Origin of the sequence: Bacillus sp. BS1807G30 (genome assembly GCF_040047675.1) — a bacterium.
Lineage (GTDB): Bacteria > Bacillota > Bacilli > Bacillales > Bacillaceae > Bacillus > Bacillus altitudinis.
In genome coordinates this window covers 565,221-590,918 of sequence record NZ_CP157353.1, presented here as the reverse complement: position 1 = coordinate 590,918, position 25,698 = coordinate 565,221, and the positions used below count along the sequence as shown (strand labels likewise).

Genomic DNA, 25,698 nt, shown 5'->3' with positions numbered 1-25,698 from the left:
TTTAAACAAAAAAAGAACCTATGATATGATTCAATCTCAATTGGCATAAAAAAACCATTGCACTTTATTTCAATCTATCTCAATATATGTATGTTAGTAGATTGAAAGGGATGAGAGAAATGAAGATGAAATACCCGTGGATCAAAGGAATTATTGTCAGTGTGGTTCTCGTACTTGGGCTTGGACTCTTTCCTGTCCAGCTGCCCTTTTTACACATGACTCATGCGACACCAGTCGCAAAAGCAGCCGCACCGAAATACGTGACAACAGCGAATGTTCATCTTCGCAAGGGACCTGGAACAAAATATTCAGTGATATTGACCATTCCAAAAGGGAAAAGGATTCCTTATCTTAAAAAGAATGGTTCATGGATTCAAACAAAGTATAAAGGAAAGACGGGTTACGTCAGCTCTCAATATATCAAAAAAGCAGGCAAAAGCTCACCAGCTTCATATGCTGCTCCTTCCACTAAAACGCCAGGTACGTATGTAAAAGGGATATTGGTTGTGAATAAGAAACATAGACTCCCGTCTTCATACAATCCCGGAGAAAACAAACAAGCGAGAAAAGCAGTAAACGCTATGATCGCGAAAGCAAAAAAAGCAAACATCCGACTCACCGCTTTTAGCACCTTCCGTTCATACGACCGTCAGCGTGTCTTGTACAACAATTACGTCGCCTCTCATGGCAAAAAACAAGCAGATCGATTTAGCGCAAGACCAGGCTATTCCGAACATCAAACCGGCCTTGCTTTTGATATAGGCGGTGCCAATTCAAAACATTGGGCTGAAGATTCTTTTGCCAATACAAAAGAAGCGAAATGGCTGACCAAACATGCCCATGAATTTGGTTTTATCATCCGCTATCCGAAAGGTAAAGAAAAAGTGACAGGCTATCAATATGAACCATGGCACCTCAGATACCTCGGATCAACCAATGCGAAAAAAGTGAAAAAGAGCGGCAAAACCCTCGAAGAATATTTGAACATAAAAGGATAACAACAAAAGCACTCTTTTTATTCAGAGTGCTTTTTCATATATTCTCTTCTCTTTTTTTCATCGCAGCCGCCATTTCCACTTCACCCTCTGCTTCCAGCTGTTCAATAATGCGAGCATAATCTCTTTCATGGCGATTTTGACTTAACTTAAAAGCAGCTTGAACTTCATCAATGATGATTTTGAAGCCAACAATCCCTTTCATTTGTTTCTCTAGCAGTTCCTCAGACAACGTATCCCATAACACTGGCTGATCTCTATGACTTTCATATGTCTCCAGCATCGCTGTTAATTCCTTGACCAGTTCTGATTTTTCGAGCAGTGCAGCCTTTCCATATACATGTACAGCTTGATAATTCCACGTCGGTACGGCTTCTTTCTCATACCATGAAGAGGATATGTAGGCATGCGGCCCTTGAAAAATGACGAGCACCTTCTCATTTTCTTCAAATGTTTTCCACTGAGGATTTCCAATCGCCATATGCCCTGAGATCACATACAAATCGCCAATTTGATGAAAACTCACTGGAATATGGGTCGCAATGGGCTTTTCATTCGTTGTCGTCACAACTGTAGCAAATGAATGTGATTGAATAAATATTTTCTCCATATCTTTCACTTGAAAAAATGATGGCATATGCAAGTACCCTTTACCCTTTTTGATCAGCTCAATGTTTTGGTCATAATGAAGTCCATTTGCTCCTCGTCCCCCATTTGGAAAGCATGCACTCCTGTTTGAACAAACCCAAGCTTTTGATAAAATGCCATGGCGGCTTTGTTATGCTCCCATACCCCAAGCCAAACATCACGTTTATGGTGTTTCTCTGCAATTTCAAAGGCTTGATTCATTAAATATCGACCTAATCCTAGTTTTTGAAAGGACTGTTTGATATAAATGCGTTCAATTTCTAATGTGTCATCACCCATCTCTTCTGACTGTGCATCGTCCATATTGACCTTCAAATAACCAGCAAGGCGTCCATTCACTTGAACAAAATAAAATTGTGAAAAGGGATGTTGTAATTCTTTTAACAGCTGGTTCGAATGAAAAGCTGTCTTCACATATGCGTCGATATGCTCCGCCTTGTTTTGGTCATGAAACGTTTCTATAAAAGTATCGATTCCGATTTTTTGCAGCTCTTTTATATGTTGTTCATTACACCGAATGAGCGTGACGGTCATGAAGTAACCCCTCCTTAGTCATTAGTAGCTTCTCTTTTTGCCTTTTTTCACATCTTCCCAATCTTTTTCGATATTCTTTCGCACCCTTAGAAGATACTCATAAATCTGTTCCGCTTCCTCTTCAGAAAACCCATCCAGCGCTACCCGATTTGAATGATCATGTTCTCGTTTGATCATTGGATAGACGGCTTTCCCTTTCTCAGTTGGAAACAGCTTTTTGATTTTTTTATTCGCTGAGTCATCTTTCTTCTCAATAAATTCATGCAGCTCTAATTTTTGAATAGCCCGGGCAGCCGTTGTTCGATCCACCTTAATCATTTCCGCCAACTTTTCCTGAATGATGCCCGGCTCCTCACAAATACGCACAAGATACAAATACTGCCCCTTCGTTAAATCGTACTCTTTAAATTCAATGTTACTAATCGAATCAAGCGCGCGAGCAATCACGCCGATCTCCCGCAAAATTTCTTTCATGTACCTCGACTCCTTTTATTGCATTTACAACAAATAACTAAAGTTAGTATAATTGATTAATGTTGTATTTGCAATAAAAAAACCACTTCTTAATTGAAAGTGGGTTTTCAACTCTTTCTCTATTTATCACGCCTCTTCGATCCAAACAATCCAAACACGACAGCCAGTGCAACAATAATCGCCACCCAAGTCGTAAAGCCCATATGATCACCGCTTTTCTTTTTAAAATCATCTCATCTCTTTATGTTAGATAAAACCAAAAAATCACTGTCTCTTTAGTTAACGGATGTAAAGCGGTGAAAGTTTCAATTCATTTAACGCTCTTAACCAAAAAATAGACAAAACAAAAACCCCTATATTTCAAGGGGTTATCGTAATATCGCCATAGAAGTTCAAAACCTTTTAAATCAAGCTTTATGATTTCTTATTTCTCATAGAGTTCCATAAGAAATGAAAAATAAGTTAGCAAATTCAAGGAGGAATTTTTATGAAGAACCCTTATTTACCTATATTAATAACAGCATTATATAAATTGTTGGAGTCCCCTGATAATGCATCCATGCTACAACTTATAGGAGTCCCATCGTAAGTTATAATTTGGAAATCCAATGGGTGGGGATTCCAGTTTGGATAGACTCGATAATTATCTAGTCCTTCTGAAGTAAGCATTGCATCTTCTGCTTTTTGTTGGTTGTTTGCAACAAATGGACAATTAAACGCCCATATAAACTCACCTTTATTTTTTTGAAATTGAAGAGCGACTGACAGCCCTTCTAGCCATTTATTAACATTTGTCCATATTACCGTTGCATACGAACATGTACAGTCTAAAGGTTCTATCGGAGTGAATCCGGGAGGTGGTATCACTTCATTCAATTTCTTCAATTTAATACTAAGATTCTTAGTATCCTCATCTGGTTTATCTGATGGAATCGTCGCATTTCCTTCAGACTGCCTTATAATATCCCAATCATTCTTAGCATCCCAGTTGTAAATTTGCAAATTAACATAATATTCTTTGTGAATAAAATTGTATAATTGAATTATACCAATAAACACAACGACAACAATTATAGATAATATTACTAATGTTACAGCAGAGGCTACCCCTACAGGGACCATGAATGCGGCTTCCTCTATACCTAATTTTGCTGCTGCCTCGACTAACAATAAAGATAAGACAGATATAGTATAACCAACTGCTGAATTTACCAATCCAGCCATTGCTATAGCTACTAGTAACGAGATTGCAGAAGCCTCAAGTAGTACATCCGCTTCTAAATTGTACGCTTGAATACCTGCAATTCCTGTTGAAGCCGAATAGGTGCCAAACTGTACTACATGCAGGTATTTGGTCTCTCCATTCGGAGTTGAGATTTTTTTAACATTTTCCGGAAATGCCCACATGGATGCTTTTTGAGTCCAACACATATAGAATTGTTTACCATCTTTTTCAACTTTTATCCAAGCTTGATCCCCATGTTGTTTTAAATTTTCACGTAAAGGTAATATGTCTGCTGCAGCAATTTTTTGCATTTCTTTTATTTTCTTGTAATCGCTTGTTTGGTAAGTTTTTCTCACTTCCTTAGTCGCTAATAAACCTGGACTGTCTTTTGCAGTGTAATCAAAATTCACTTTACCCTCTGTAATGTTAGCATGCGATTCTCGATACTTTGGTATTTCAAGGTGAGCAGGTCCGATAATTTCAACATCTTTAAAGAAACTTGGTAAGACACCCGGGTTTACATACTGTTTTTGATCGTTTATTTCTATCATCGAAATCCTCCTTTTTTAGTTGTTCTGAGTTATTTTTCCTTAATAAAATACAAAAATACTCACTACAATTTGTTAAAAAAGTGAAGAATAACTAGTGAAAGACAAGCCTTAAATAAGATAATTAAAACCAATGAATTTACACAAATGATATATATAACAACTTTTTGGAAAAGACCTAACAGAAAGCAGAAAGTCTTTATCTGGATTATTTATGTTTTGTAACATTGGCTTACACAGGCATGCGTGTAAGTGAGTTACTTGCATTAAAGTGGACAGATATTGATTTTACAAAAAAAGCAATACGGATTACAAAAACCTACTACAATCCGAACAATGTAAAGACTGGATACGAATTAAAACCCATAAAGATGAAACAACGATTGTTATATCAGGTTTTATCTTTGCAGACAACATTGGTTATCCCAGAGTCATGAAACTGGTACCGATCCCACTCCAGAGCTTACTTAGAAAACATGAGATTAATAAACATATTACACCTCATAGCTTCCGACACACGCATACCTTTCTCCTTATCGAGGCAAGAGCTGGCTTGAAAGAGATTCAAGAACGACTTGGTCATTCTGACATTAATTCAACCATGAATATCTACACTCAGATGACCAATAATATAGAAAAGAAGACCTTTTGTAAGTTCACTGAACTTACAAAAAGTCTTCTCTAATGAGTTATATTCAGTTATAAAAACTAACCGAAGTTAGCAATTCATGTTTCACAACCTCATAAACCCTCTACTATCAAGGGTTCTGGGCGATGATTACATCATGCCACCCATACCGCCCATGCCGCCCATATCCGGCATTCCGCCGCCTGAGCCGCCTTCTTCTGGTTTGTCAGCTACGACTGCTTCAGTTGTAAGAAGCATAGCTGCTACAGAAGCTGCGTTTTGAAGTGCAGAGCGAGTTACTTTTGTTGGGTCAACGATTCCTTTTTCGATCATGTTTACCCATTCGTTTGTTGCTGCGTTGAAGCCTACGCCAATTTCTTCGTTTTTCAAGCGCTCAACGATGACTGATCCTTCAAGACCTGCGTTGTGAGCGATTTGACGAATTGGCTCTTCAAGAGAACGTAGCACGATGTTGACACCTGTTTGAACGTCACCATCAGCTTCGATGGAAGCGACTTTGTTGTATACATTCACAAGTGCTGTACCACCACCGGATACGATACCTTCTTCAACTGCTGCACGAGTTGAGTTCAGTGCATCCTCGATGCGTAGTTTACGTTCTTTTAGTTCTGTTTCAGTTGCAGCACCAACTTTGATGACAGCAACGCCGCCAGCTAGTTTTGCAAGGCGTTCTTGTAATTTTTCTTTATCGAATTCAGAAGTGGTTTCTTCTACTTGAGCACGGATTTGGTTCACGCGTGCTGCGATTTGAGCAGAATCTCCTGAGCCTTCTACGATCGTTGTGTTCTCTTTTGTGACAACCACTTTAGACGCACGGCCAAGCTGACCAATTTCAGTTGATTTCAGGTCAAGTCCTAGGTCTTCTGTGATTAATTCTCCGCCAGTTAGAACAGAGATGTCTTCAAGCATTGCTTTACGACGGTCACCGAATCCAGGTGCTTTTACTGCCACTGCGTTGAATGTTCCACGAAGTTTGTTCACAACAAGTGTTGCAAGTGCTTCGCCTTCTACATCTTCAGCAATGATCAATAATGGTTTTCCTTGTTGTACGACTTGCTCAAGTACAGGAAGGATTTCTTGAATGTTTGTGATCTTTTTATCAGTGATTAAGATGTAAGGATTTTCAAGAACCGCTTCCATCTTATCAGAATCAGTGACCATGTATGGTGAAGCGTATCCACGGTCAAACTGCATTCCTTCAACCACTTCAAGCTCAGTTGTGAAACCTTTAGATTCTTCAATTGTGATGACGCCGTCGTTTCCTACACGCTCCATCGCTTCAGCAATGAGGCTGCCGACTTCTTCATCTGCTGCAGAAATAGACGCAACTTGAGCAATTGATTCTTTACCTTCGATTGGTTTAGAAATCTCGTGCAAGCCTTCAAGTGCTACTTTCACTGCTTCTTCGATGCCTTTACGCACGCCAACAGGGTTTGCACCAGCTGTTACGTTTTTAAGACCTTCACGGATCATCGCTTGAGCTAGAACTGTTGCAGTAGTAGTACCGTCACCAGCTACATCGTTTGTTTTGCTTGCAACTTCAGCCACAAGTTTTGCACCCATGTTTTCAAATGCATCTTCTAATTCGATTTCTTTTGCAATCGTTACACCATCATTTGTGATAAGTGGAGAACCGAATTTTTTCTCAAGAACCACGTTACGTCCTTTAGGTCCTAAAGTTACTTTTACAGCATCTGCAAGTGCATCTACACCACGTAACATCGCACGACGTGCTTCTTCACTGAACTTAATATCTTTTGCCATAATAACGAAACCTCCTCAGTCTTTTTAGAAATATATCTCAATCTTTGTTTATGTGATTAACCAATAACAGCTAAAATGTCGCTTTCACGAAGGATTAAATATTCTTTTCCTTCATATTTCACTTCAGTGCCTGCATATTTTGAGAAGATAATGCGGTCGCCTGTGTTTACTTCTAACGCAACGCGCTCACCACTTTCAAGTACACGACCTGAACCTGCTGCAACAATTTTACCTTCTTGCGGTTTTTCTTTTGCAGAATCCGGTAAGACAATACCGCTAGCGGTTTTTTCCTCAGATTCAACGAGTTCAATGATTACGCGATCGCCTAATGGCTTTAACATAAGAAACAACCTCCTCAATTTTTATATGTAGTCTTTTTTAGCACTCATCATCAACGAGTGCTAACACATTTATTATAATAAAGAATGTCTTCTGCAATTTCAAGTAAAAACCTTTAAAAATTTTTACGCTTTCATGATCTTTTTTCAACTCAAATTCTTTCCTTTTCAACGAAAAAGAAGACTTGTGTTACAATAAATCTAGTTCTTTTAGTAAAGGGGTTTTCGTTACTTGAAAAAACAATATTGGTACATCATCTTAACGTATATATTGGTGCAGGTTTCTGCGTTTCCGTATGTGTTCATCATGAAGTGGTTAGGTTACATTCAGACACCGATGACACAAGCAGAGCTCTCCAAATTGTCAGGAACATGGACAATCATCAGCTTCTGTATTGGACTAATCATTATTCTGCTCATCCTTCGGACTGTACCAAAAGCTTCACTTCGAAATGAAGCACCGGCATCAGTCGGCGTGGCAATCGCTTGGATCATTGGCGGTTTCTTTCTTTCCCTCTTTGCACAATCCATTGCGGGGGCGATTGAACAATATGCATTTGGCATTAGCCGAGAATCCGAAAATACTCAAAACATTTTAGCCATTATGGATGCAGTTCCATGGCTTGTCATCGTCATCGCTCTGATTGGACCGATATTAGAAGAAATCATTTTTCGAAAAATCATTTTTGGTGTCGTTTATGAAAAAACGAATTTTTTCATTGGCGCTCTTGTCAGTTCAGTGGTTTTTGCTGCTGTACACAATGATTTCCCACATATCTTGCTCTATACCGCAATGGGCTTTACATTTGCCTTTTTGTATGCGAAAACAAAACGAATCATTGTGCCAATCGGTGCTCATATGCTGATGAATTCGCTCGTGATCCTTGTGCAGATTGAGCCAGTAAGAAAAATGATTGAAGAACAATCTCAAACAATGCAAATGATTATTGGAGGCTTTTTCTCATGAGAAACCCTGTCGTATGGGGCATTATTTATTTTGCCGTAGGTGTGGCGTTCACCTATATGGCCATTCAAAATCCAGGTGACATGTGGTCATTTTACAGCATTTTGCTGATGGTGTTTGCGGCCTATAATATTAATATCGCGTTAAAAATGTTTGCTTTTTCTGTCAAAATGAAAAAACAGCAGCAAAAATAAAGCAAAAACCATTTTCCGCCGTTTGGAAAATGGTTTTTTTATGGAGGTCATGTTTTGATGGAACACGAAAAACTGAACATCATGAACAATCAGCATGAAACGATTGGTACAGCCGCTCGATCTGATATCCATGCTGAGGGCCTTTGGCATGAAACCTTTCATTTCTGGCTTTTAAAAAAGGAAGATGACACAGTGTTTCTCTATTTTCAGCTGAGGAGTCCCTCCAAAAAGGATTTCCCTTCTCTATTTGATATCACAGCAGCAGGCCACCTTCTCGCAGATGAACAGCCTCCTGATGGCATCAGAGAAGTCGAAGAAGAGCTTGGTCTCTCCATCTCGTTTGAGAACCTTACCTTTGCTGGTGTCATTAAAGATGAAATCCATATGCCTTCGTTTACCGATCGTGAGTTTTGCCATGTGTATCTTTATATGCATCAAAAAGAGCACATGGATGTCCATCTACAGAAAGAAGAAGTTGCTGGACTTTATAGAGCAAGGCTGATGGATGCACAGCAGCTTTTAAATAGAGAATGCGAAAAAATGAATATCGAGGGCTTTGAAGTGGATGCAGACGGCAAGCGACGTGAGGAAAAGAGAGAGGTCCGTATACATGATTTTGTCCCGCATGAACCTGCCTATTATGAGCATCTCTTTCAAGCAATCAATCAATTTCTTTCACAATAGAAAAAGCATCGTGACCCCTATTTGGATCACGATGCTTTTTTATGAGACAACATCATTTTCTTTCTCCTCTGTCTCTGTTTGCTGCATTTTGCGATAGGTCACTCTTGAAATGACAATACTCACTTCATACAAAACGAGCATTGGCAAGGTAACCATGAGGTGAGAAACGAGCTCTGGCGGTGTAATAAGTGCGGCAATGACAAGGAGGACAAAATAGGCATACTTCCGTATTTTCGATAAAAACATCGGTGTAATGACGCCAAGTCTAGTGAGAAACATCAACACGACAGGCATCTGAAACAAAAAGCCAAATGGAAGTGTTAACTGCATCAGAAATGTAAAATACTCATGAATCCCAATCACTTGCTCCACATGTAAATCATTTGACATCCGCATCATAAAGTCGACGACAAACGGAAACAAAATAAAATAAGAGAAAGCCACACCGCTCAAAAATAAAAGCAGTGCAATCGGAATATAAGCAAGTGTCACCTTTCTTTCTTTTTCATATAAGCCAGGACTCACAAACGCCCAAAGCTGATATAAAATTACGGGACACGTCAAAACAAGAGCAATGACAAAAGCGAACTGCATAAACACGTACAGTGGATCTGTGAGCTTAAATGCGTTCAATGTCAGTGTAGCCGCTTCATCGGTATTTTGTAAATACACAATGACCGGCTTAGCGAGAAAAAAACCTGCCACCATAAAGGTGACAAAAAACATCGCAATGATCACTAAACGTTTTCGCAGTTCCACAATATGCTCCATAAGCGGCATATCTTTGACATTCATGAAGCTCATCCTATTCTACTGATCTTCTTTTTTCTTTTTTTCTTCCTGATCATCAGCTAAACCTTTTGTGGCATTTTTGAATTCACGTAATGTATCTCCTGCTGCTCTTCCTAATTCAGGAAGCTTTTTCGGCCCAAAAATAATGAGCGCAACAACCGCAATCAGAACCAAACTTCCAGGACCGATCGGACCCATTTGCTCCACCCCCTTTACCCCTTTTCGTCAGTCCTCCTGTGTAACAGAGTAATGCTTTAAGAAATACACAAGAGACTGAAGTTCAACCGCCAAATCTATATGATGAATTCGAATGTGTTCCGGCACATTCAATCGAGCCGGCGTAAAGTTAAGGATTCCTTTGATGCCAAGGGCAATCAAACGATCTGTAATGGATTGAGCTGCTACGGCAGGCACTGTCAAAATCGCAACAGGAATATCTCCTACCTCTTTCACATGCTCTTCAAGCTTATCCAAATCATAGACAGGCACGCCGCCTATCTCACTTCCTATTTTACTCTCATTGACGTCAAAAGCCATTGAAATTTTTGTATTATTATTTTTAATGAAATTATAATGTAAAAAAGCAGTCCCTAAGTTCCCGACACCGATGAGCATGACATTCGTCATTTCATCTTGGTCAAGCGTCTTTCTAAAGAAGGTCAAGAGGTAATCGACGTTATAGCCATACCCTTTCTTCCCAAGTGCACCAAAGTAAGAAAAATCTCGGCGAATGGTGGCAGAATCCACTTTGACTGCATCACTAAGCTCTGCTGATGACACCCTTTGTTTTCCTGATGCATGCAGATTTTTTAAAAAACGGTAGTAAAGCGGCAAACGTTTGGCTGTCGCTTGTGGAATTTTTGACTGGTCTATATTCATATAAGATCCTCCAACTTAAATATCAGATGCTCTGTGAAAATCACCGTTTTTCCCGCCTGTTTTTTCTACTAGATAGGTCGGGCCGATGATCATCCCTTTGTCTATTGCTTTGCACATGTCATAAACGGTCAGTGCACATACTGAGGCAGAAGTGAGCGCTTCCATCTCCACACCCGTACTTCCTTTTGTTTTCACTTGTACTTGTATGTTCAGAATGTACGCATTTCCGTCTTCCTCCCAATCAAAGGAGATATCGACACCTTTTAATGCAAGCGGATGACACATTGGAATGATGCTGGACGTTTGCTTTGCTGCCATGATGCCAGCTACTTGTGCGACAGACAGCACATCCCCTTTTCCAATATCATGCTTTTGTATTTGATGAAATACTTCTTTTATCATACGAACGCTTGAAACAGCAACTGCAGTTCTCACTGTAGACGATTTGTCACTAATGTCGACCATCTTTGCTCTTCCTTGTTCGTTAAAGTGGCTAAATTGACTCATCTTTCAACGCTCCCTCACACAAATCATACACTATTTTTTCCTATCTGTCTTTCATTTGACCATCGCAGCCGTATGTAAGATTTGCCGGTTTACTGCTGATAAGCTACACTTAACATATTATAGCAGAGGTGAAGTTACATGATGATTCTACAAGTGAATCAGCTGTCCAAATCGTTTGGCGCTGATACCGTTTTAACGAATATAAAATTGGAAGTCAAAGCGAGGGATCGTATTGCCATTGTTGGTCGTAACGGTGCAGGAAAATCCACGCTTTTAAAAATCATTGCCGGTCAAATGTCTTACGAACAAGGTGAGATCATCAAACCGAAAGACCTATCCATTGGATATCTCGCACAGCATACAGATGTGACGTCTACACGTACGCTAAAAGACGAACTACTATCCGTTTTCGATCATTTAAAAGAAATGGAACAAGAGATGAGAACCATAGAAGAGAAAATGGCTTCTTCCACAGGAACAGAATTAGATTCTCTAATGAAAACCTATGACAGGCTGCAGCAAGCATTTAAAGATCAAGGCGGCTACCAATATGAAGCAGATGTCCGCTCCATTTTACACGGACTCGGCTTTAGTCATTTTGAAGATCATACAACCGTCCAATCCTTAAGCGGCGGTCAGAAAACTCGTCTAGCGCTTGGAAAGCTATTATTGATGAAACCAGAACTCTTGATTTTGGATGAGCCAACCAACCATCTAGATATTGATACCTTATCATGGCTTGAGCAGTATTTGCAAAATTATACAGGAGCCATTCTCATCGTTTCCCATGACCGATACTTCTTAGACAAAGTCGTAAACCATGTATATGAAGTGTCAAGAACAGCGATGAAAAAGTTCGCTGGGAACTATAGTAAGTATCTTGATCAAAAAGCTGAGCAGCTAGAGCGTGATATGAAGCTGTATGAAAAACAGCAAGAAGAAATTTCGAAGCTTCAAGATTTCGTGGATCGCAACTTAGCAAGAGCCTCCACCACAAAGCGTGCTCAAAGCAGGCGGAAACAGCTGGAACGGATGGATCGTTTAGATAAGCCGTTAGGAGATGAAAAATCCGCAAACTTCCATTTCGATATTATGAGGCAAAGCGGAAATGACGTGCTGAAGGTGCATGATCTCGATATTAGTTACGATGAAAAAACGCCGCTCCTCTCCTCCCTCTCTTTTCATATTAAACGGGAGGATAGCGTGGCACTCATCGGTCCTAACGGTATCGGGAAATCAACTCTTTTAAAAACCTTAACGGATACGTTAAAACCAGTAAAAGGCGATATCAGCTTTGGTTCTCATGTGACGATTGGCTACTATGATCAGGAACAAGCCAAGCTGACATCCTCCAAGAAAGTGTTAAATGAACTTTGGGATGATTATCCCCATATGACTGAAAAAGACATTCGGACTTGTTTAGGAAACTTCCTTTTTTCAGGTGATGACGTCTTAAAGCCTGTACATGCTTTAAGTGGTGGAGAAAAAGCACGACTTGCACTGGCAAAGCTGATGCTCCAAAAAGCCAATTTCCTCATTCTCGATGAGCCGACGAACCATCTTGATTTGGACAGTAAGGAAATATTAGAGAATGCACTAATAGATTATCCAGGCACCATCTTGTTTGTTTCACATGACCGTTACTTTATCAATCGCTTGGCAACAAAAGTACTTGAGCTTTCGCCAGATGAAACAAAAGAATACCTCGGTGACTACGACTACTATCTTGAAAAGAAAAACGAACAATTAGAGCTTGAAGCACTCCAAACTCAGGAGACGCATAAAAAACAAGCAGAAAAACCATTAGAAACAGCAAAACTTTCCTATGCAGAAGAGAAAGAACTCAAAAAGAAAGAAAGACAAAAGCAGCGCCGAATTGAAGAAATTGAAGAGCGTATCGCTGTCATCGAAGACAAGCTCGGTGAAAACGAAGAGCTTCTATGTGATCCTGCTATTTTCCAAGATCACGAGAAGGTACAAGCCATTCAAACAGAAAATGATGCGCTCAATCAAGAGATGGAATCACTTTTTGCGGAATGGGAAGATCTATCAGATGCATAAAGAGTGCCCTAACGGGTGCTCTTTTTTAAGGTGAGAATCTTTATCCACAATGATACCCACAATAACATCTTGATTATTCTTAAATATTTTGAAGTTATCCACTTTATCCACAGTATTTTAATCACATATCCACATAAAAGATCACATTTATACACATTCTCTTCATTTTAAAACGAATTTTCTAACAATTGTGGATATATAACGTTTACATGTGAATAAATCGCTTTCATTTCAAGAGAAAAAACTCCTGTATATCCACAGGAGTTCCAAATTGTTGACAAAGGATTAAAATGAACTTTATTTTAGTCCTTTGTCTTCTTTTCAGCGTGATAGAAAACCTTTGCAGTCTAGGAAGGACGAGTACTGGCGCGGAGCGAATTTGATAGTCGTGAGCACCAGCACGCAGGACTGACACCGAATGCGAGGGTTTGTCTACACGCTGAAACTCCTGTATATCCACAGGAGTTCTTATTTATAGGAGACAAGCGGCAGTCCAGGTTGACCGTTCATTGCCATGTCGCCTCTTATTCCCTTTTCAAATGCAATGGTTCCCGCAGCAGCAATCATGGCTGCATTGTCTGTACAAAGAGACAATGGCGGAATCATGACATTCACTTCAGGTAGCTTCGCAAATGCTGAAGTAAGGGCTTCTCTAAGACCTTTATTGGCAGCAACCCCGCCAGCTAGAACGACTTGTTTCACACCATACGATTCAGCCGCTTTTAATGTCTTTCCAACCAGCACCTCAATCACGCTTTCTTGGAAACTTGCAGCCAAATCCTCTGGCGCAATGGTTTCACCCTTTTGAGACGCATTGTGTAATGTGTTGATGACCGCTGATTTTAAACCGCTAAAGCTAAAATGATAGGATCCTTCTTCAAGCCATGCTCGAGGAAGCTTAATCGTTGGCTCCCCTTCATGTGCCAATCGATCAATGTGAGGTCCCCCTGGATATGGCAGACCCATTGTCCGAGCTACTTTGTCATACGCTTCTCCAGCCGCATCATCCAACGTTTCACCAATAACCTCAAAAGACCCATGCTCTTTCATCAAAACAAGCTCAGTATGCCCACCAGAGACGACTAGAGCTAAACAAGGAAACACCAGTTCACCAACGAGCTGGTTCGCATAAATGTGTCCAGCAATATGATGAACACCTACAAGCGGAATTTGATGTGCGAAACTCAGTGCTTTGGCTGCATTGACACCTATCAAAAGTGCACCAACTAAGCCTGGACCTTCTGTCACAGCAATGGCATCTAAATCCTGAAAGGTCATATTGGCCTGCGTCATGACTTCTTCTAATACGATCGTCATTTGTTCCACATGATGCCTTGAAGCGATTTCTGGTACCACGCCGCCAAATCGTTTATGGCTTTCTATTTGTGAGGCGACAACATTCGCTACGATCTCTTTCCCATTTTTCACAATGGACGCAGCTGTTTCGTCACAGCTTGTTTCTATACCTAATATGAATCGATCTTTTTTTTCACTCATTTATCTTCACCCACATGACTAATGCATCTTCCCCGTTATCCGTATAATAATTCTTTCGAATAGAAGCTGGTTTAAAACCTAGCTTTTCATAAAGGGATTGTGCTGGCGTATTTGATACCCGCACTTCTAGTGAAAGATGATCTGTCTTTTTTTCTTTGCAAAATTCCATGACATATCGAAGCAGCGCTTCCCCGTATCCTTTTCCCCGGTGCTCAGGGAGAATCGCAATATTCGTAATTTGTGCATCATCCATGACAATCCAAACGCCGCAATACCCAACAGGCTGACCATCTTCTTCAATGAGGAAATAATGGCTGTATTGGTTATGGAGAATTTCATAGACAAACGACTCTTTTTTCCAAGGCGCTGTAAACGAATGCACTTCAATCGTATATACCTCTGGGATGTCCTCTACTGTCATTCTTCGCATCTCTACTGTGTTGAGATTATTTTTGTCCTTCAAGCCATTTCACTTCCGCTTCTGCCAAACGAATATAATTAGGAACAAGCTGATGGACATCTTCAGCTGGGCGGTCTGCCCCCAAAAATGCGAGCACTGAAGGTCTTGGGTTGTGAAATGCCTCGTCTGCTAAAACGGCGGTTTCTCCAAGTATGGAGAGTATATTCTCTTGATGAAGATGCACATCATGTCCAAGAAATAAAACAGGGTTCCCTTCCTTTTTCAGCTCTTGAAGCCAATCAGTGAGCAGGATATTTTGATCAGGTTTCACTTCTTTTATCTTTCCACCTTCAAATGTATATAACCCTGTATAAACTTGTCCTCTTCTTGCATCAAATATAGGAGAAATCATTCCATCAAAATATCGAGCATTTGCCGCCAGCGTTTCTAAACTTGAAATAGCAGCTATCGGAATAGACAGCGTCCAAGCAAGTGTTTTTGCAATGGTCACACCGATTCTAACGCCAGTGTAAGAACCGGGTCCTTTGGCTACAACAATTTTGCTTAATTCGTTCGGTGCTACGCCGCATTCTTTCATCAGTGCTTCAACTGTCGGCATTGCACGTACTGAATGATTCTTCTTTAAGTACGTAATACTTTCCCCAACCACAGTGTCATCACGGACAAGAGCTATTCCGAGTGTATGGTTTGACGTATCAATTGCCAGTATGGTCAATGTCTTTCATCTCCTTACAAAGGGCCTCATAGCGCTCCCCTTTTGCATAAAACGTGAGATGACGTTCTTCTTCACGTTCTGTTCTCAGCATTTCAATTTTTAAATACGATGAAGGCAATTGAGGTTCAATGAGATGTGCCCATTCAACCAAACACACACCTTCCCCCTCAAAATATTCGCCCAGTCCAATATCTTCTTCCGCATCTTCCATACGATACACATCCATATGATAAAGTGGCAGTCTGCCATCCGTATATTCTTTAATAATTGTAAAAGTAGGGCTGTTGACGATACGGGTAATACCTAAGCCTTCTGCAAAACCTTTTGAAAAAGTCGTTTTACCTGCGCCTAAGTCTCCTTCTAATGTTAAGACATCGCCGGGCATCACAAGTGTAGCCAAGGCAGCAGCAATTCGTTTCGTCTCATCCGCACCTTTTGTTGTCCACGTTAACTTCATGGTGGAGTCACCTCATTTCTTAAAATGATTATATCCTTTTTTCATTAAAATTGTTTGTTGATCATGGTCTTTTAAAATAACGCTGGACGCTCGGTCATCTTTGACTTGTCCAATACGCGTGACCTGAATGTGTTCTTTTTTACATTGCGTCTCAAATCGCTTCCAATCCGTTTCAGGGATCGTACCAGTTAAGACAAAATCCTCTCCACCGAACAAGACCCATTCAAGCCACTCTTTATGTAACAACGGTAGATGTGGATGTTTTGGGAGCTGATCAGTTTCAATTTCAATCGTCACACGACTGGCTTCCGCTATTTCGTTTAACTCACTCGCTAATCCGTCACTCACATCATTCAAGGTCACCCGGGGGAAGCTTGAACAAATAAGGCCAGCAGCAATATGCGGCTGCGGCATTTTGTGTCGCTCTAGAAAAAAAGCAGTGTCAATCGAATGTGCAGCATTTACTTCATTCATTAAAAGGGATAGCCCAGCAGCTGATGAACCTAGTTCACCTGTGACAAAGACAACGTCTCCTGTCTGAGCACTATGACGGTAACAGGCTGTTCCCTTTGGAATCTCACCAATGACCGTTACTGTGATGACAAAGTCACTGCGGGTGGCTACTGTATCTCCACCGATTAAATCCATATGATATGTGTCAGCCAATGCTTTCATTCCCTCGTAAAAAGCTGCGACAATTGCTTTATCCCCATGAGGCGGGATCGCGATTGATACAAGATAATACTTAGGGGTTCCTCCCATGGCTGCGATATCACTGATATTCACTGCCAGCGCTTTAAATCCAACCTCAAAGGGTGTGGAAAAATCAAATCGAAAATGGACATGCTCTACCATTGTATCAACACAAACGACCTCTTCACAATGTGAATGAGGTTGATAAACACTAGCATCATCACCGATGCCCATGACCAAAGAACGCTGATGCGTTTCTTTTGGTGTAATTCGGCGAATAAGATCAAATTCATCCATAAAAGACAGCCCCTTCATACAATCAACTGATTGAGCAAACATGATGTCAGACACAGTTAGTATTAGTGTAGCGAATATGAGCCTCGGTTCCAACTAAAAATGATATAAAGAAAGCCTGGTATAAAAAAACCAGGCGTTGTTTGTTGAAGTCATGATCTTTTCTTATCACATTTAGTGTAGCCAAACACAAGGAGTTTCATTGCATCTAGGATACTTATTGAAAGAAAAAGACATAAAAAAAAACGAAACTATACGTTTTCGTTTACAAGTTATAAAAATGGCGGTCCGGACGGGACTCGAACCCGCGACCTCCTGCGTGACAGGCAGGCATTCTAACCAACTGAACTACCGGACCATTTTGGCTGTACTCAATGAGTACTCCCTATTTAATAGGTAAAATAATTTGGTTGCGGGGGCAGGATTTGAACCTGCGACCTTCGGGTTATGAGCCCGACGAGCTACCGAACTGCTCCACCCCGCGACGATATAAAATAACAAGCTTGGCGGCGTCCTACTCTCACAGGGGGAAACCCCCAACTACCATCGGCGCTGAAGAGCTTAACTTCCGTGTTCGGTATGGGAACGGGTGTGACCTCTTCGCTATCGCCACCAAACCTGATGGAGAGAATGTTCTCTCAAAACTAGATAACAATGTTCATTTTTCACATTAGAATATAGGTTAAGTCCTCGATCTATTAGTATCTGTCAGCTCCACGTGTCACCACGCTTCCACCTCAGACCTATCAACCTGATCATCTTTCAGGGATCTTACTTCCTTGCGGAATGGGAAATCTCATCTTGAGGGGGGCTTCATGCTTAGATGCTTTCAGCACTTATCCCGTCCGCACATAGCTACCCAGCGATGCCCTTGGCAGAACAACTGGTACACCAGCGGTGCGTCCATCCCGGTCCTCTCGTACTAAGGACAGCTCCTCTCAAATTTCCTGCGCCCGCGACGGATAGGGACCGAACTGTCTCACGACGTTCTGAACCCAGCTCGCGTACCGCTTTAATGGGCGAACAGCCCAACCCTTGGGACCGACTACAGCCCCAGGATGCGATGAGCCGACATCGAGGTGCCAAACCTCCCCGTCGATGTGGACTCTTGGGGGAGATAAGCCTGTTATCCCCGGGGTAGCTTTTATCCGTTGAGCGATGGCCCTTCCATGCGGAACCACCGGATCACTAAGCCCGACTTTCGTCCCTGCTCGACTTGTAGGTCTCGCAGTCAAGCTCCCTTGTGCCTTTACACTCTGCGAATGATTTCCAACCATTCTGAGGGAACCTTTGGGCGCCTCCGTTACATTTTAGGAGGCGACCGCCCCAGTCAAACTGCCCACCTGACACTGTCTCCCTGCCCGATAAGGGCAGCGGGTTAGAAGGTCAATACAGCCAGGGTAGTATCCCACCGATGCCTCCACCGAAGCTAGCGCTCCGGTTTCCAAGGCTCCTACCTATCCTGTACAAGCTGTACCAACATTCAATATCAGGCTGCAGTAAAGCTCCACGGGGTCTTTCCGTCCTGTCGCGGGTAACCTGCATCTTCACAGGTACTATAATTTCACCGAGTCTCTCGTTGAGACAGTGCCCAGATCGTTGCGCCTTTCGTGCGGGTCGGAACTTACCCGACAAGGAATTTCGCTACCTTAGGACCGTTATAGTTACGGCCGCCGTTTACTGGGGCTTCAATTCGCACCTTCGCTTACGCTAAGCGCTCCTCTTAACCTTCCAGCACCGGGCAGGCGTCAGCCCCTATACTTCGCCTTACGGCTTCGCAGAGACCTGTGTTTTTGCTAAACAGTCGCCTGGGCCTATTCACTGCGGCTTCTCGGGGCTTTAACACCCTAAGAAGCACCCCTTCTCCCGAAGTTACGGGGTCATTTTGCCGAGTTCCTTAACGAGAGTTCTCTCGATCACCTTAGGATTCTCTCCTCGCCTACCTGTGTCGGTTTGCGGTACGGGCACCTCTCACCTCGCTAGAGGCTTTTCTTGGCAGTGTGGAATCAGGAACTTCGCTACTAAATTTCGCTCGCCATCACAGCTCAGCCTTCACGGGAAACGGATTTGCCTATTTCCCAGCCTAACTGCTTGGACGCGGATATCCAATACCGCGCTTACCCTATCCTCCTGCGTCCCCCCATTGCTCAAATGGTGAGGAGGTGGTACAGGAATATCAACCTGTTGTCCATCGCCTACGCCTTTCGGCCTCGGCTTAGGTCCCGACTAACCCTGAGCGGACGAGCCTTCCTCAGGAAACCTTAGGCATTCGGTGGACGGGATTCTCACCCGTCTTTCGCTACTCATACCGGCATTCTCACTTCTAAGCGCTCCACCAGTCCTTCCGGTCTGACTTCACTGCACTTAGAACGCTCTCCTACCACTGTTCGTAAGAACAGTCCGCAGCTTCGGTGATACGTTTAGCCCCGGTACATTTTCGGCGCAGAGTCACTCGACCAGTGAGCTATTACGCACTCTTTAAATGGTGGCTGCTTCTAAGCCAACATCCTGGTTGTCTAAGCAACTCCACATCCTTTTCCACTTAACGTATACTTTGGGACCTTAGCTGGCGGTCTGGGCTGTTTCCCTTTCGACTACGGATCTTATCACTCGCAGTCTGACTCCCAAGGATAAGTCATCGGCATTCGGAGTTTGACTGAATTCGGTAACCCGGTAGGGGCCCCTAGTCCAATCAGTGCTCTACCTCCGAGACTCTTACCTTGAGGCTAGCCCTAAAGCTATTTCGGAGAGAACCAGCTATCTCCAGGTTCGATTGGCATTTCACCCCTACCCACACCTCATCCCCGCACTTTTCAACGTGCGTGGGTTCGGGCCTCCATTCAGTGTTACCTGAACTTCACCCTGGACATGGGTAGATCACCTGGTTTCGGGTCTACGACCACGTACTCATGCGCCCTATTCAGACTCGCTTTCGCTGCGGCTCCGCATCTTCTGCTTAACCTTGCACGGGATCGTAACTCGCCGGTTCATTCTACAAAAGGCACGCCATCACCCGTTAACGGGCTCTGACTACTTGTAGGCACACGGTTTCAGGATCTATTTCACTCCCCTTCCGGGGTGCTTTTCACCTTTCCCTCACGGTACTGGTTCACTATCGGTCACTAGGGAGTATTTAGCCTTGGGAGATGGTCCTCCCGGATTCCGACGGAATTTCACGTGTTCCGCCGTACTCAGGATCCACTCTGGAGAGAACAACATTTCAGTTACAGGGCTGTTACCTTCTTTGGCGGGCCTTTCCAGACCTCTTCGCTTATATCGTTCCTTTGTAACTCCGTATAGAGTGTCCTACAACCCCAAGAGGCAAGCCTCTTGGTTTGGGCTGTTCCCGTTTCGCTCGCCGCTACTCAGGGAATCGCATTTGCTTTCTCTTCCTCCGGGTACTTAGATGTTTCAGTTCCCCGGGTATGCCTTCTCATACTCTATGTATTCAAGTATGGATACTACTCCATTACGAGCAGTGGGTTTCCCCATTCGGAAATCTCCGGATCAAAGCTTGCTTACAGCTCCCCGAAGCATATCGGTGTTCGTCCCGTCCTTCATCGGCTCCTAGTGCCAAGGCATCCACCGTGCGCCCTTTCTAACTTAACCATTTCTTACTTTAGAAAGAATCACTATGTGTGATGAACTTTGCATTGCATTCAATGTGAATGTATTACTTATTGTTATCTAGTTTTCAAAGAACAATCCTGTCTCGCTAGAGACATGTTTGAAGGAATGATCCTTCAAAACTAAACAAGACGAAAACGCACGCTGCTCCATATATCCTTAGAAAGGAGGTGATCCAGCCGCACCTTCCGATACGGCTACCTTGTTACGACTTCACCCCAATCATCTGCCCCACCTTCGGCGGCTGGCTCCATAAAGGTTACCTCACCGACTTCGGGTGTTGCAAACTCTCGTGGTGTGACGGGCGGTGTGTACAAGGCCCGGGAACGTATTCACCGCGGCATGCTGATCCGCGATTACTAGCGATTCCAGCTTCACGCAGTCGAGTTGCAGACTGCGATCCGAACTGAGAACAGATTTGTGGGATTGGCTAAACCTTGCGGTCTCGCAGCCCTTTGTTCTGTCCATTGTAGCACGTGTGTAGCCCAGGTCATAAGGGGCATGATGATTTGACGTCATCCCCACCTTCCTCCGGTTTGTCACCGGCAGTCACCTTAGAGTGCCCAACTGAATGCTGGCAACTAAGATCAAGGGTTGCGCTCGTTGCGGGACTTAACCCAACATCTCACGACACGAGCTGACGACAACCATGCACCACCTGTCACTCTGTCCCCGAAGGGAAAGCCCTATCTCTAGGGTTGTCAGAGGATGTCAAGACCTGGTAAGGTTCTTCGCGTTGCTTCGAATTAAACCACATGCTCCACCGCTTGTGCGGGCCCCCGTCAATTCCTTTGAGTTTCAGTCTTGCGACCGTACTCCCCAGGCGGAGTGCTTAATGCGTTAGCTGCAGCACTAAGGGGCGGAAACCCCCTAACACTTAGCACTCATCGTTTACGGCGTGGACTACCAGGGTATCTAATCCTGTTCGCTCCCCACGCTTTCGCTCCTCAGCGTCAGTTACAGACCAGAGAGTCGCCTTCGCCACTGGTGTTCCTCCACATCTCTACGCATTTCACCGCTACACGTGGAATTCCACTCTCCTCTTCTGCACTCAAGTTTCCCAGTTTCCAATGACCCTCCCCGGTTGAGCCGGGGGCTTTCACATCAGACTTAAGAAACCGCCTGCGAGCCCTTTACGCCCAATAATTCCGGACAACGCTTGCCACCTACGTATTACCGCGGCTGCTGGCACGTAGTTAGCCGTGGCTTTCTGGTTAGGTACCGTCAAGGTGCAAGCAGTTACTCTTGCACTTGTTCTTCCCTAACAACAGAGCTTTACGATCCGAAAACCTTCATCACTCACGCGGCGTTGCTCCGTCAGACTTTCGTCCATTGCGGAAGATTCCCTACTGCTGCCTCCCGTAGGAGTCTGGGCCGTGTCTCAGTCCCAGTGTGGCCGATCACCCTCTCAGGTCGGCTACGCATCGTCGCCTTGGTGAGCCGTTACCTCACCAACTAGCTAATGCGCCGCGGGTCCATCTGTAAGTGACAGCCGAAACCGTCTTTCATCCTTGAACCATGCGGTTCAAGGAACTATCCGGTATTAGCTCCGGTTTCCCGGAGTTATCCCAGTCTTACAGGCAGGTTACCCACGTGTTACTCACCCGTCCGCCGCTAACATCCGGGAGCAAGCTCCCTTCTGTCCGCTCGACTTGCATGTATTAGGCACGCCGCCAGCGTTCGTCCTGAGCCAGGATCAAACTCTCCGAAAAGTTCAAAACCGAAGTTTTGTTTTTCGCCAGTTTGACTGACTACCTATGATGTATCATAGGATTTTTTTATAAAAACTCGAATTAACAGGTACGTTTTGTCTTGTTTAGTTTTCAAAGATCATTTTTAAAAATGGAGCGGGTGATGAGAATCGAACTCACGACATCAGCTTGGAAGGCTGAGGTTTTACCACTAAACTACACCCGCGTGGTTAAATGTTATTGGCGCGCCCGAGAGGAGTCGAACCCCTAACCTTTTGATCCGTAGTCAAACGCTCTATCCAATTGAGCTACGGGCGCTTAATCAGGCGACTTAATTATCTTAACATATCGTTTTTATTAAGTCAACATCTTTTTGAAGTTTGTTTGTCGTATCTGTCTGAGCATCAGTGTTTCAGATGCGTCATCAGCGACGAATAAAAATATACCATGGATCATACAAAAGGGTCAATACATTTTTCTAAAAAAGTTTAATGTTTTTTAAGAAGTGCTCTTTTGTTAGATAAATAGAGTTTCAATCGCCCTATTTTCATTTCTTTCTTCATAATTCTAATGATTCTTAAATAAAATCTTTCTAAATCCAAAGGAGGACAAAACATGGTCACCTAGAATTTTTATTTATTGGAAAATTCTTAATATTTTCCATGCATTTAAAGGAGGTAGGAGATGATGAAAAAGTTTGTCGCTTTTCAAATCATGATCGCTTTGGTGATAGGAGCTCTTATCGGCCACTTCTTCCCTGATTTCGGAATGGCACTTCGGCCCATTGGGGATGGCTTTATCCGATTGATTAAAATGATTGTAGTCCCTATTGTTTTCTCTACGATTGTCATCGGCGCAGCTGGCAGCGGTGGAATGAAGAAAATGGGCAGTCTCGGATTAAAGACAATCATTTGGTTTGAGGTCATTACGACCATCGTTCTTGGAATCGGACTTTTATTGGCCAACGTGTTAAAGCCAGGCGTTGGACTCGATTTCTCTCAATTAGCTAAGAAAGATATTGGGGAACTCGATGGTTATACTCAAAAGGTCGTCGATTTTAAACAGATGGTTTTAGACATCATTCCAACCAATATCATCGATGTCATGGCTCAGAATGATTTACTAGCAGTGATTTTCTTCGCTATTTTATTCGGTGTAGCCGCAAGCGGAATTGGGAAAGCTTCCGCTCCTGTCCTTACCTTCTTTGAATCAGTAGCACAAATTATGTTTAAGCTCACACAAATGGTCATGGTGACAGCTCCTATTGGAGTTTTAGCATTAATGGCAGCTTCTGTCGGACAATACGGCATTGTTTTACTAATTCCTATGATGAAACTTGTTGGCACTGTCTTCTTAGGATTGTTTATTATTCTATTTGTTTTGTTCCCTCTTGTCGCACTGATCTTCCGTTTTAACTACTTCGAAGTGTTGAAAATGATTTGGGATTTGTTTTTGGTTGCCTTTTCTACTACAAGTACAGAAACTGTTCTTCCACAGCTCATGTCACGGATGGAGAAATACGGCTGTCCAAAAAGAATCGTTTCCTTCGTCATCCCGTCAGGTCTTTCTCTTAATTGCGATGGTTCAAGTTTATATTTATCGGTTTCCTGTGTGTTTCTTGCACAAGCGTTTGGTGTCGATATGAGTTTATCACAGCAGCTCCTCATGATGCTTGTCCTTGTTTTAACAAGTAAAGGCATTGCAGCTGTCCCGTCTGGCTCACTTGTCGTTCTTTTGGCAACAGCTCATGCAGTAGGTCTGCCAGCAGAAGGTGTCGCTATTATCGCCGGGGTCGACCGGATTATGGATATGGCTCGAACAGGCGTGAATGTTCCTGGACATGCGGTTGCCTGTATTGTCGTCTCTAAATGGGAAAAAGTATTCCGAGAGTCTGCATGGGAAGTTCCAAAAGCAGGTGAAGAAACAAAAGGAATGTAATGTTTTTTATGAAGGAAAGGGGTCGCCCTTTCCTTTTTTCATGGCAAAAATGTCTGCTTCAGCACGGCTTTACCTTCTTGTTGCAACTGCACCTCCGCATATGCTCCGTTAATGAGGGTCATTTGAGGCGGTACGTGTCCACAATCAATATCGTAAACAATCGGTATTTGTAATTCCTTATGCAATTCTTCATATAGATCCGTATATTCATATCCTTCCACAGGAGTGTCCACTGCACTCCTGCCAAACATGATGCCAGAGCACTGATCAAACCAGCCTGCTAGTTTTAATTGAACAAGAGACCTCTTCATGCTCGCAGCATTTAATTCACAGTTTTCAAAATACCATAGAATGGGTTCACCTTTCAGGTATGTTTCTTGAAAAGCTTTGACATCTCCAAAAGGCGTGCCAGCTAAGTGCCGGATCACATCAATACAGCCACCCATCAGCCTTCCCTTCATCGTCGTCTCTAAGTGATCAACAGTACGCCATGCGGTTGGTTCGGTTAAATGAAAGACATGTATACTTGGATGGTCATACTGCCATTCCTTTTGATACATATCAGAAGAAAATTGAGTAACGTCCTTTTTCTCTGGAGTGGAAAGTATTTGTTCCCACATAGCCGTCACCTGATCAAGCTCTTCCCCCTGAAGATCCACAAGGTTCGGTCCATGCGCTGTCGCAATGCCTGTGTTTAATGTCAAAGCTAATAGAAGGAGACTTGTATCTGAGTAACCAAGAATCCACTTTTTTTGCATCACTGAGAAATCAAGATGCTCTAACACTTCAATAAGCAGCTGTCCGCCCCATGGCGGGATGATGTGGTCAATCTCATGACAAGTCATCATCCGCTGTAACTCATTTGCTCGCTTGATTGCAGGGGCTGATTTCGCTTTTTCCTGCTGCCATACTGTCTCTCCACATATGACTTCATAGCCTCTTTTTTTCATCCGATCGCAAGACAGTTGAAACATCTCATGCAAAGAGGGTTGCACACCTGAGGACGGTGCTGTCACCCCAATCGTTTGTCCTTTTTGCAAAAATGGATACTGGATCATCCTGCTCACCTCCACCTTCTATGAATCTCTCATCTATTCATTGTAAAGAAA

22 protein-coding genes, 4 tRNA genes and 3 rRNA genes are annotated in these 25,698 nt (G+C 42.9%); 6 read left to right on the top strand and 23 right to left on the bottom strand.

The features are described from left to right. Nucleotides 1-119 precede the first annotated feature (119 nt). Nucleotides 120-998 carry a D-alanyl-D-alanine carboxypeptidase family protein gene (locus tag ABG082_RS03005; protein ID WP_348936514.1) on the top strand — a complete coding sequence of 293 codons (879 nt, stop codon included), beginning with the start codon at nt 120-122 and terminating at the stop codon, nt 996-998. 34 nt (nt 999-1,032) lie between these two features. On the opposite strand, the gene ABG082_RS03000 is transcribed toward ABG082_RS03005, so the two are convergent. From ABG082_RS03000 to groES, 6 genes are all read right to left on the bottom strand, one after another. Continuing rightward, nucleotides 1,033-1,638, bottom strand: a complete 606-nt coding sequence (locus ABG082_RS03000; protein WP_348936513.1) for an FMN-binding negative transcriptional regulator — start codon at nt 1,636-1,638, stop codon at nt 1,033-1,035. 20 nt (nt 1,639-1,658) lie between these two features. Further along, nucleotides 1,659-2,177: a GNAT family N-acetyltransferase gene (locus ABG082_RS02995; protein ID WP_348936512.1), complete on the bottom strand. Its 519-nt coding sequence runs from the start codon at nt 2,175-2,177 to the stop codon at nt 1,659-1,661. A gap of 21 nt (nt 2,178-2,198) precedes the next feature. Further along, nucleotides 2,199-2,651, bottom strand: coding sequence for a MarR family transcriptional regulator (locus tag ABG082_RS02990; RefSeq protein ID WP_348936511.1), 453 nt, complete (start codon nt 2,649-2,651; stop codon nt 2,199-2,201). 498 nt (nt 2,652-3,149) lie between these two features. Beyond that, nucleotides 3,150-4,427, bottom strand: coding sequence for a hypothetical protein (locus ABG082_RS02985; protein ID WP_348936510.1), 1,278 nt, complete (start codon nt 4,425-4,427; stop codon nt 3,150-3,152). A gap of 775 nt (nt 4,428-5,202) precedes the next feature. Further along, nucleotides 5,203-6,837, bottom strand: coding sequence for a chaperonin GroEL (groL, locus tag ABG082_RS02980; protein WP_007496015.1), 1,635 nt, complete (start codon nt 6,835-6,837; stop codon nt 5,203-5,205). 56 nt (nt 6,838-6,893) lie between these two features. After that, nucleotides 6,894-7,178: a co-chaperone GroES gene (groES, locus tag ABG082_RS02975; protein ID WP_003214120.1), complete on the bottom strand. Its 285-nt coding sequence runs from the start codon at nt 7,176-7,178 to the stop codon at nt 6,894-6,896. 229 nt (nt 7,179-7,407) lie between these two features. On the opposite strand from groES, the gene ABG082_RS02970 reads away from it, so the two are divergent. From ABG082_RS02970 to ABG082_RS02960, 3 genes are read left to right on the top strand one after another with little or no spacing between them, the layout of a single operon-like run. Further along, complete coding sequence (locus tag ABG082_RS02970; protein WP_046342812.1) at nt 7,408-8,142, top strand: CPBP family intramembrane glutamic endopeptidase; 735 nt, start codon at nt 7,408-7,410, stop codon at nt 8,140-8,142. After that, nucleotides 8,139-8,333 carry a YdiK family protein gene (locus ABG082_RS02965; RefSeq protein ID WP_017366710.1) on the top strand — a complete coding sequence of 65 codons (195 nt, stop codon included), beginning with the start codon at nt 8,139-8,141 and terminating at the stop codon, nt 8,331-8,333. The genes ABG082_RS02970 and ABG082_RS02965 overlap by 4 nt, the downstream gene beginning before the upstream one ends. 57 nt (nt 8,334-8,390) lie before the next feature. Continuing rightward, nucleotides 8,391-9,017, top strand: coding sequence for an NUDIX domain-containing protein (locus ABG082_RS02960; protein WP_348936509.1), 627 nt, complete (start codon nt 8,391-8,393; stop codon nt 9,015-9,017). 39 nt (nt 9,018-9,056) lie between these two features. On the opposite strand, the gene tatC is transcribed toward ABG082_RS02960, so the two are convergent. From tatC to moaC, 4 genes are read right to left on the bottom strand one after another with little or no spacing between them, the layout of a single operon-like run. Next, a complete protein-coding gene (gene tatC / locus ABG082_RS02955; protein ID WP_348936508.1) occupies nt 9,057-9,821 on the bottom strand; it encodes a twin-arginine translocase subunit TatC in 765 nt (254 codons plus the stop codon). A gap of 6 nt (nt 9,822-9,827) precedes the next feature. Next, nucleotides 9,828-10,007, bottom strand: a complete 180-nt coding sequence (locus ABG082_RS02950; protein ID WP_008344374.1) for a twin-arginine translocase TatA/TatE family subunit — start codon at nt 10,005-10,007, stop codon at nt 9,828-9,830. 27 nt (nt 10,008-10,034) lie between these two features. After that, nucleotides 10,035-10,688, bottom strand: a complete 654-nt coding sequence (locus ABG082_RS02945) for a redox-sensing transcriptional repressor Rex (RefSeq protein WP_007496025.1) — start codon at nt 10,686-10,688, stop codon at nt 10,035-10,037. 15 nt (nt 10,689-10,703) lie between these two features. Next, nucleotides 10,704-11,195, bottom strand: a complete 492-nt coding sequence (gene moaC, locus ABG082_RS02940) for a cyclic pyranopterin monophosphate synthase MoaC (protein ID WP_026050052.1) — start codon at nt 11,193-11,195, stop codon at nt 10,704-10,706. 138 nt (nt 11,196-11,333) lie between these two features. Between moaC and ABG082_RS02935 the strand changes: the two genes are divergently transcribed. After that, nucleotides 11,334-13,256, top strand: a complete 1,923-nt coding sequence (locus tag ABG082_RS02935; RefSeq protein ID WP_035703485.1) for an ABC-F family ATP-binding cassette domain-containing protein — start codon at nt 11,334-11,336, stop codon at nt 13,254-13,256. A gap of 468 nt (nt 13,257-13,724) precedes the next feature. Here the strand turns inward: ABG082_RS02935 and tsaD are convergent, their stop codons facing one another. From tsaD to ABG082_RS02875, 12 genes are all read right to left on the bottom strand, one after another. Beyond that, on the bottom strand, nt 13,725-14,753 hold the full coding sequence (gene tsaD, locus ABG082_RS02930; RefSeq protein ID WP_019743791.1) for a tRNA (adenosine(37)-N6)-threonylcarbamoyltransferase complex transferase subunit TsaD: 1,029 nt from the start codon (nt 14,751-14,753) through the stop codon (nt 13,725-13,727). Further along, entirely contained in the window at nt 14,746-15,174 is a 429-nt protein-coding gene (rimI, locus tag ABG082_RS02925; protein ID WP_008344382.1) for a ribosomal protein S18-alanine N-acetyltransferase, read from the bottom strand. Before rimI ends, tsaD begins: the two co-directional genes overlap by 8 nt. Nucleotides 15,175-15,199: 25 nt before the next feature. After that, on the bottom strand, nt 15,200-15,889 hold the full coding sequence (tsaB, locus tag ABG082_RS02920) for a tRNA (adenosine(37)-N6)-threonylcarbamoyltransferase complex dimerization subunit type 1 TsaB (RefSeq protein WP_348936507.1): 690 nt from the start codon (nt 15,887-15,889) through the stop codon (nt 15,200-15,202). Beyond that, nucleotides 15,870-16,346: a tRNA (adenosine(37)-N6)-threonylcarbamoyltransferase complex ATPase subunit type 1 TsaE gene (gene tsaE, locus ABG082_RS02915; protein WP_007496038.1), complete on the bottom strand. Its 477-nt coding sequence runs from the start codon at nt 16,344-16,346 to the stop codon at nt 15,870-15,872. The genes tsaB and tsaE overlap by 20 nt, the downstream gene beginning before the upstream one ends. Before the next feature lie 12 nt (nt 16,347-16,358). Next, nucleotides 16,359-17,336 (bottom strand): thiamine-phosphate kinase, encoded by a 978-nt coding sequence (gene thiL, locus ABG082_RS02910; RefSeq protein ID WP_348936506.1) that lies wholly within the window; start codon nt 17,334-17,336, stop codon nt 16,359-16,361. Between the two features lie 278 nt (nt 17,337-17,614). After that, nucleotides 17,615-17,691: transfer RNA gene (locus tag ABG082_RS02905), tRNA-Asp, on the bottom strand. A gap of 49 nt (nt 17,692-17,740) precedes the next feature. After that, nucleotides 17,741-17,817, bottom strand: a tRNA-Met gene (locus ABG082_RS02900). A gap of 17 nt (nt 17,818-17,834) precedes the next feature. Next, nucleotides 17,835-17,950: ribosomal RNA gene (gene rrf, locus ABG082_RS02895) — 5S ribosomal RNA — on the bottom strand. A gap of 61 nt (nt 17,951-18,011) precedes the next feature. After that, nucleotides 18,012-20,942: ribosomal RNA gene (locus ABG082_RS02890) — 23S ribosomal RNA — on the bottom strand. Between the two features lie 181 nt (nt 20,943-21,123). Further along, a 16S ribosomal RNA gene (locus ABG082_RS02885) occupies nt 21,124-22,672 on the bottom strand. The 16S, 23S and 5S rRNA genes sit together here with 4 tRNA genes alongside, the layout of an rRNA operon. A gap of 131 nt (nt 22,673-22,803) precedes the next feature. Continuing rightward, nucleotides 22,804-22,877: transfer RNA gene (locus ABG082_RS02880), tRNA-Gly, on the bottom strand. Nucleotides 22,878-22,892: 15 nt separating this feature from the next. After that, a tRNA-Arg gene (locus ABG082_RS02875) sits at nt 22,893-22,969 on the bottom strand. Nucleotides 22,970-23,338: 369 nt separating this feature from the next. Between ABG082_RS02875 and gltP the strand changes: the two genes are divergently transcribed. Further along, a complete protein-coding gene (gene gltP, locus ABG082_RS02870) occupies nt 23,339-24,589 on the top strand; it encodes a glutamate-aspartate/proton symporter GltP (RefSeq protein ID WP_024719154.1) in 1,251 nt (416 codons plus the stop codon). A 38-nt stretch (nt 24,590-24,627) separates the two neighbouring features. On the opposite strand, the gene ABG082_RS02865 is transcribed toward gltP, so the two are convergent. Further along, nucleotides 24,628-25,647, bottom strand: a complete 1,020-nt coding sequence (locus ABG082_RS02865; RefSeq protein ID WP_348936505.1) for a S66 peptidase family protein — start codon at nt 25,645-25,647, stop codon at nt 24,628-24,630. Nucleotides 25,648-25,698: the final 51 nt, after the last annotated feature.

Coding starts and splice junctions, on each gene's coding strand:
- rimI (WP_008344382.1), bottom strand. CDS start 15,174: ATGACAGTAGAGGACATCCCAGAGGTATATACGATTGAAGTGCATTCG.
- ABG082_RS02985 (WP_348936510.1), bottom strand. CDS start 4,427: ATGATAGAAATAAACGATCAAAAACAGTATGTAAACCCGGGTGTCTTA.
- groL (WP_007496015.1), bottom strand. CDS start 6,837: ATGGCAAAAGATATTAAGTTCAGTGAAGAAGCACGTCGTGCGATGTTA.
- ABG082_RS02990 (WP_348936511.1), bottom strand. CDS start 2,651: ATGAAAGAAATTTTGCGGGAGATCGGCGTGATTGCTCGCGCGCTTGAT.
- ABG082_RS02950 (WP_008344374.1), bottom strand. CDS start 10,007: ATGGGTCCGATCGGTCCTGGAAGTTTGGTTCTGATTGCGGTTGTTGCG.
- ABG082_RS02935 (WP_035703485.1), top strand. CDS start 11,334: ATGATGATTCTACAAGTGAATCAGCTGTCCAAATCGTTTGGCGCTGAT.
- tsaD (WP_019743791.1), bottom strand. CDS start 14,753: ATGAGTGAAAAAAAAGATCGATTCATATTAGGTATAGAAACAAGCTGT.
- tsaE (WP_007496038.1), bottom strand. CDS start 16,346: ATGAAGTTAACGTGGACAACAAAAGGTGCGGATGAGACGAAACGAATT.
- tatC (WP_348936508.1), bottom strand. CDS start 9,821: ATGAGCTTCATGAATGTCAAAGATATGCCGCTTATGGAGCATATTGTG.
- ABG082_RS02865 (WP_348936505.1), bottom strand. CDS start 25,647: ATGATCCAGTATCCATTTTTGCAAAAAGGACAAACGATTGGGGTGACA.
- thiL (WP_348936506.1), bottom strand. CDS start 17,336: ATGGATGAATTTGATCTTATTCGCCGAATTACACCAAAAGAAACGCAT.
- ABG082_RS03005 (WP_348936514.1), top strand. CDS start 120: ATGAAGATGAAATACCCGTGGATCAAAGGAATTATTGTCAGTGTGGTT.
- moaC (WP_026050052.1), bottom strand. CDS start 11,195: ATGAGTCAATTTAGCCACTTTAACGAACAAGGAAGAGCAAAGATGGTC.
- ABG082_RS02965 (WP_017366710.1), top strand. CDS start 8,139: ATGAGAAACCCTGTCGTATGGGGCATTATTTATTTTGCCGTAGGTGTG.
- groES (WP_003214120.1), bottom strand. CDS start 7,178: ATGTTAAAGCCATTAGGCGATCGCGTAATCATTGAACTCGTTGAATCT.
- ABG082_RS02995 (WP_348936512.1), bottom strand. CDS start 2,177: ATGACCGTCACGCTCATTCGGTGTAATGAACAACATATAAAAGAGCTG.
- gltP (WP_024719154.1), top strand. CDS start 23,339: ATGAAAAAGTTTGTCGCTTTTCAAATCATGATCGCTTTGGTGATAGGA.
- ABG082_RS02945 (WP_007496025.1), bottom strand. CDS start 10,688: ATGAATATAGACCAGTCAAAAATTCCACAAGCGACAGCCAAACGTTTG.
- ABG082_RS02960 (WP_348936509.1), top strand. CDS start 8,391: ATGGAACACGAAAAACTGAACATCATGAACAATCAGCATGAAACGATT.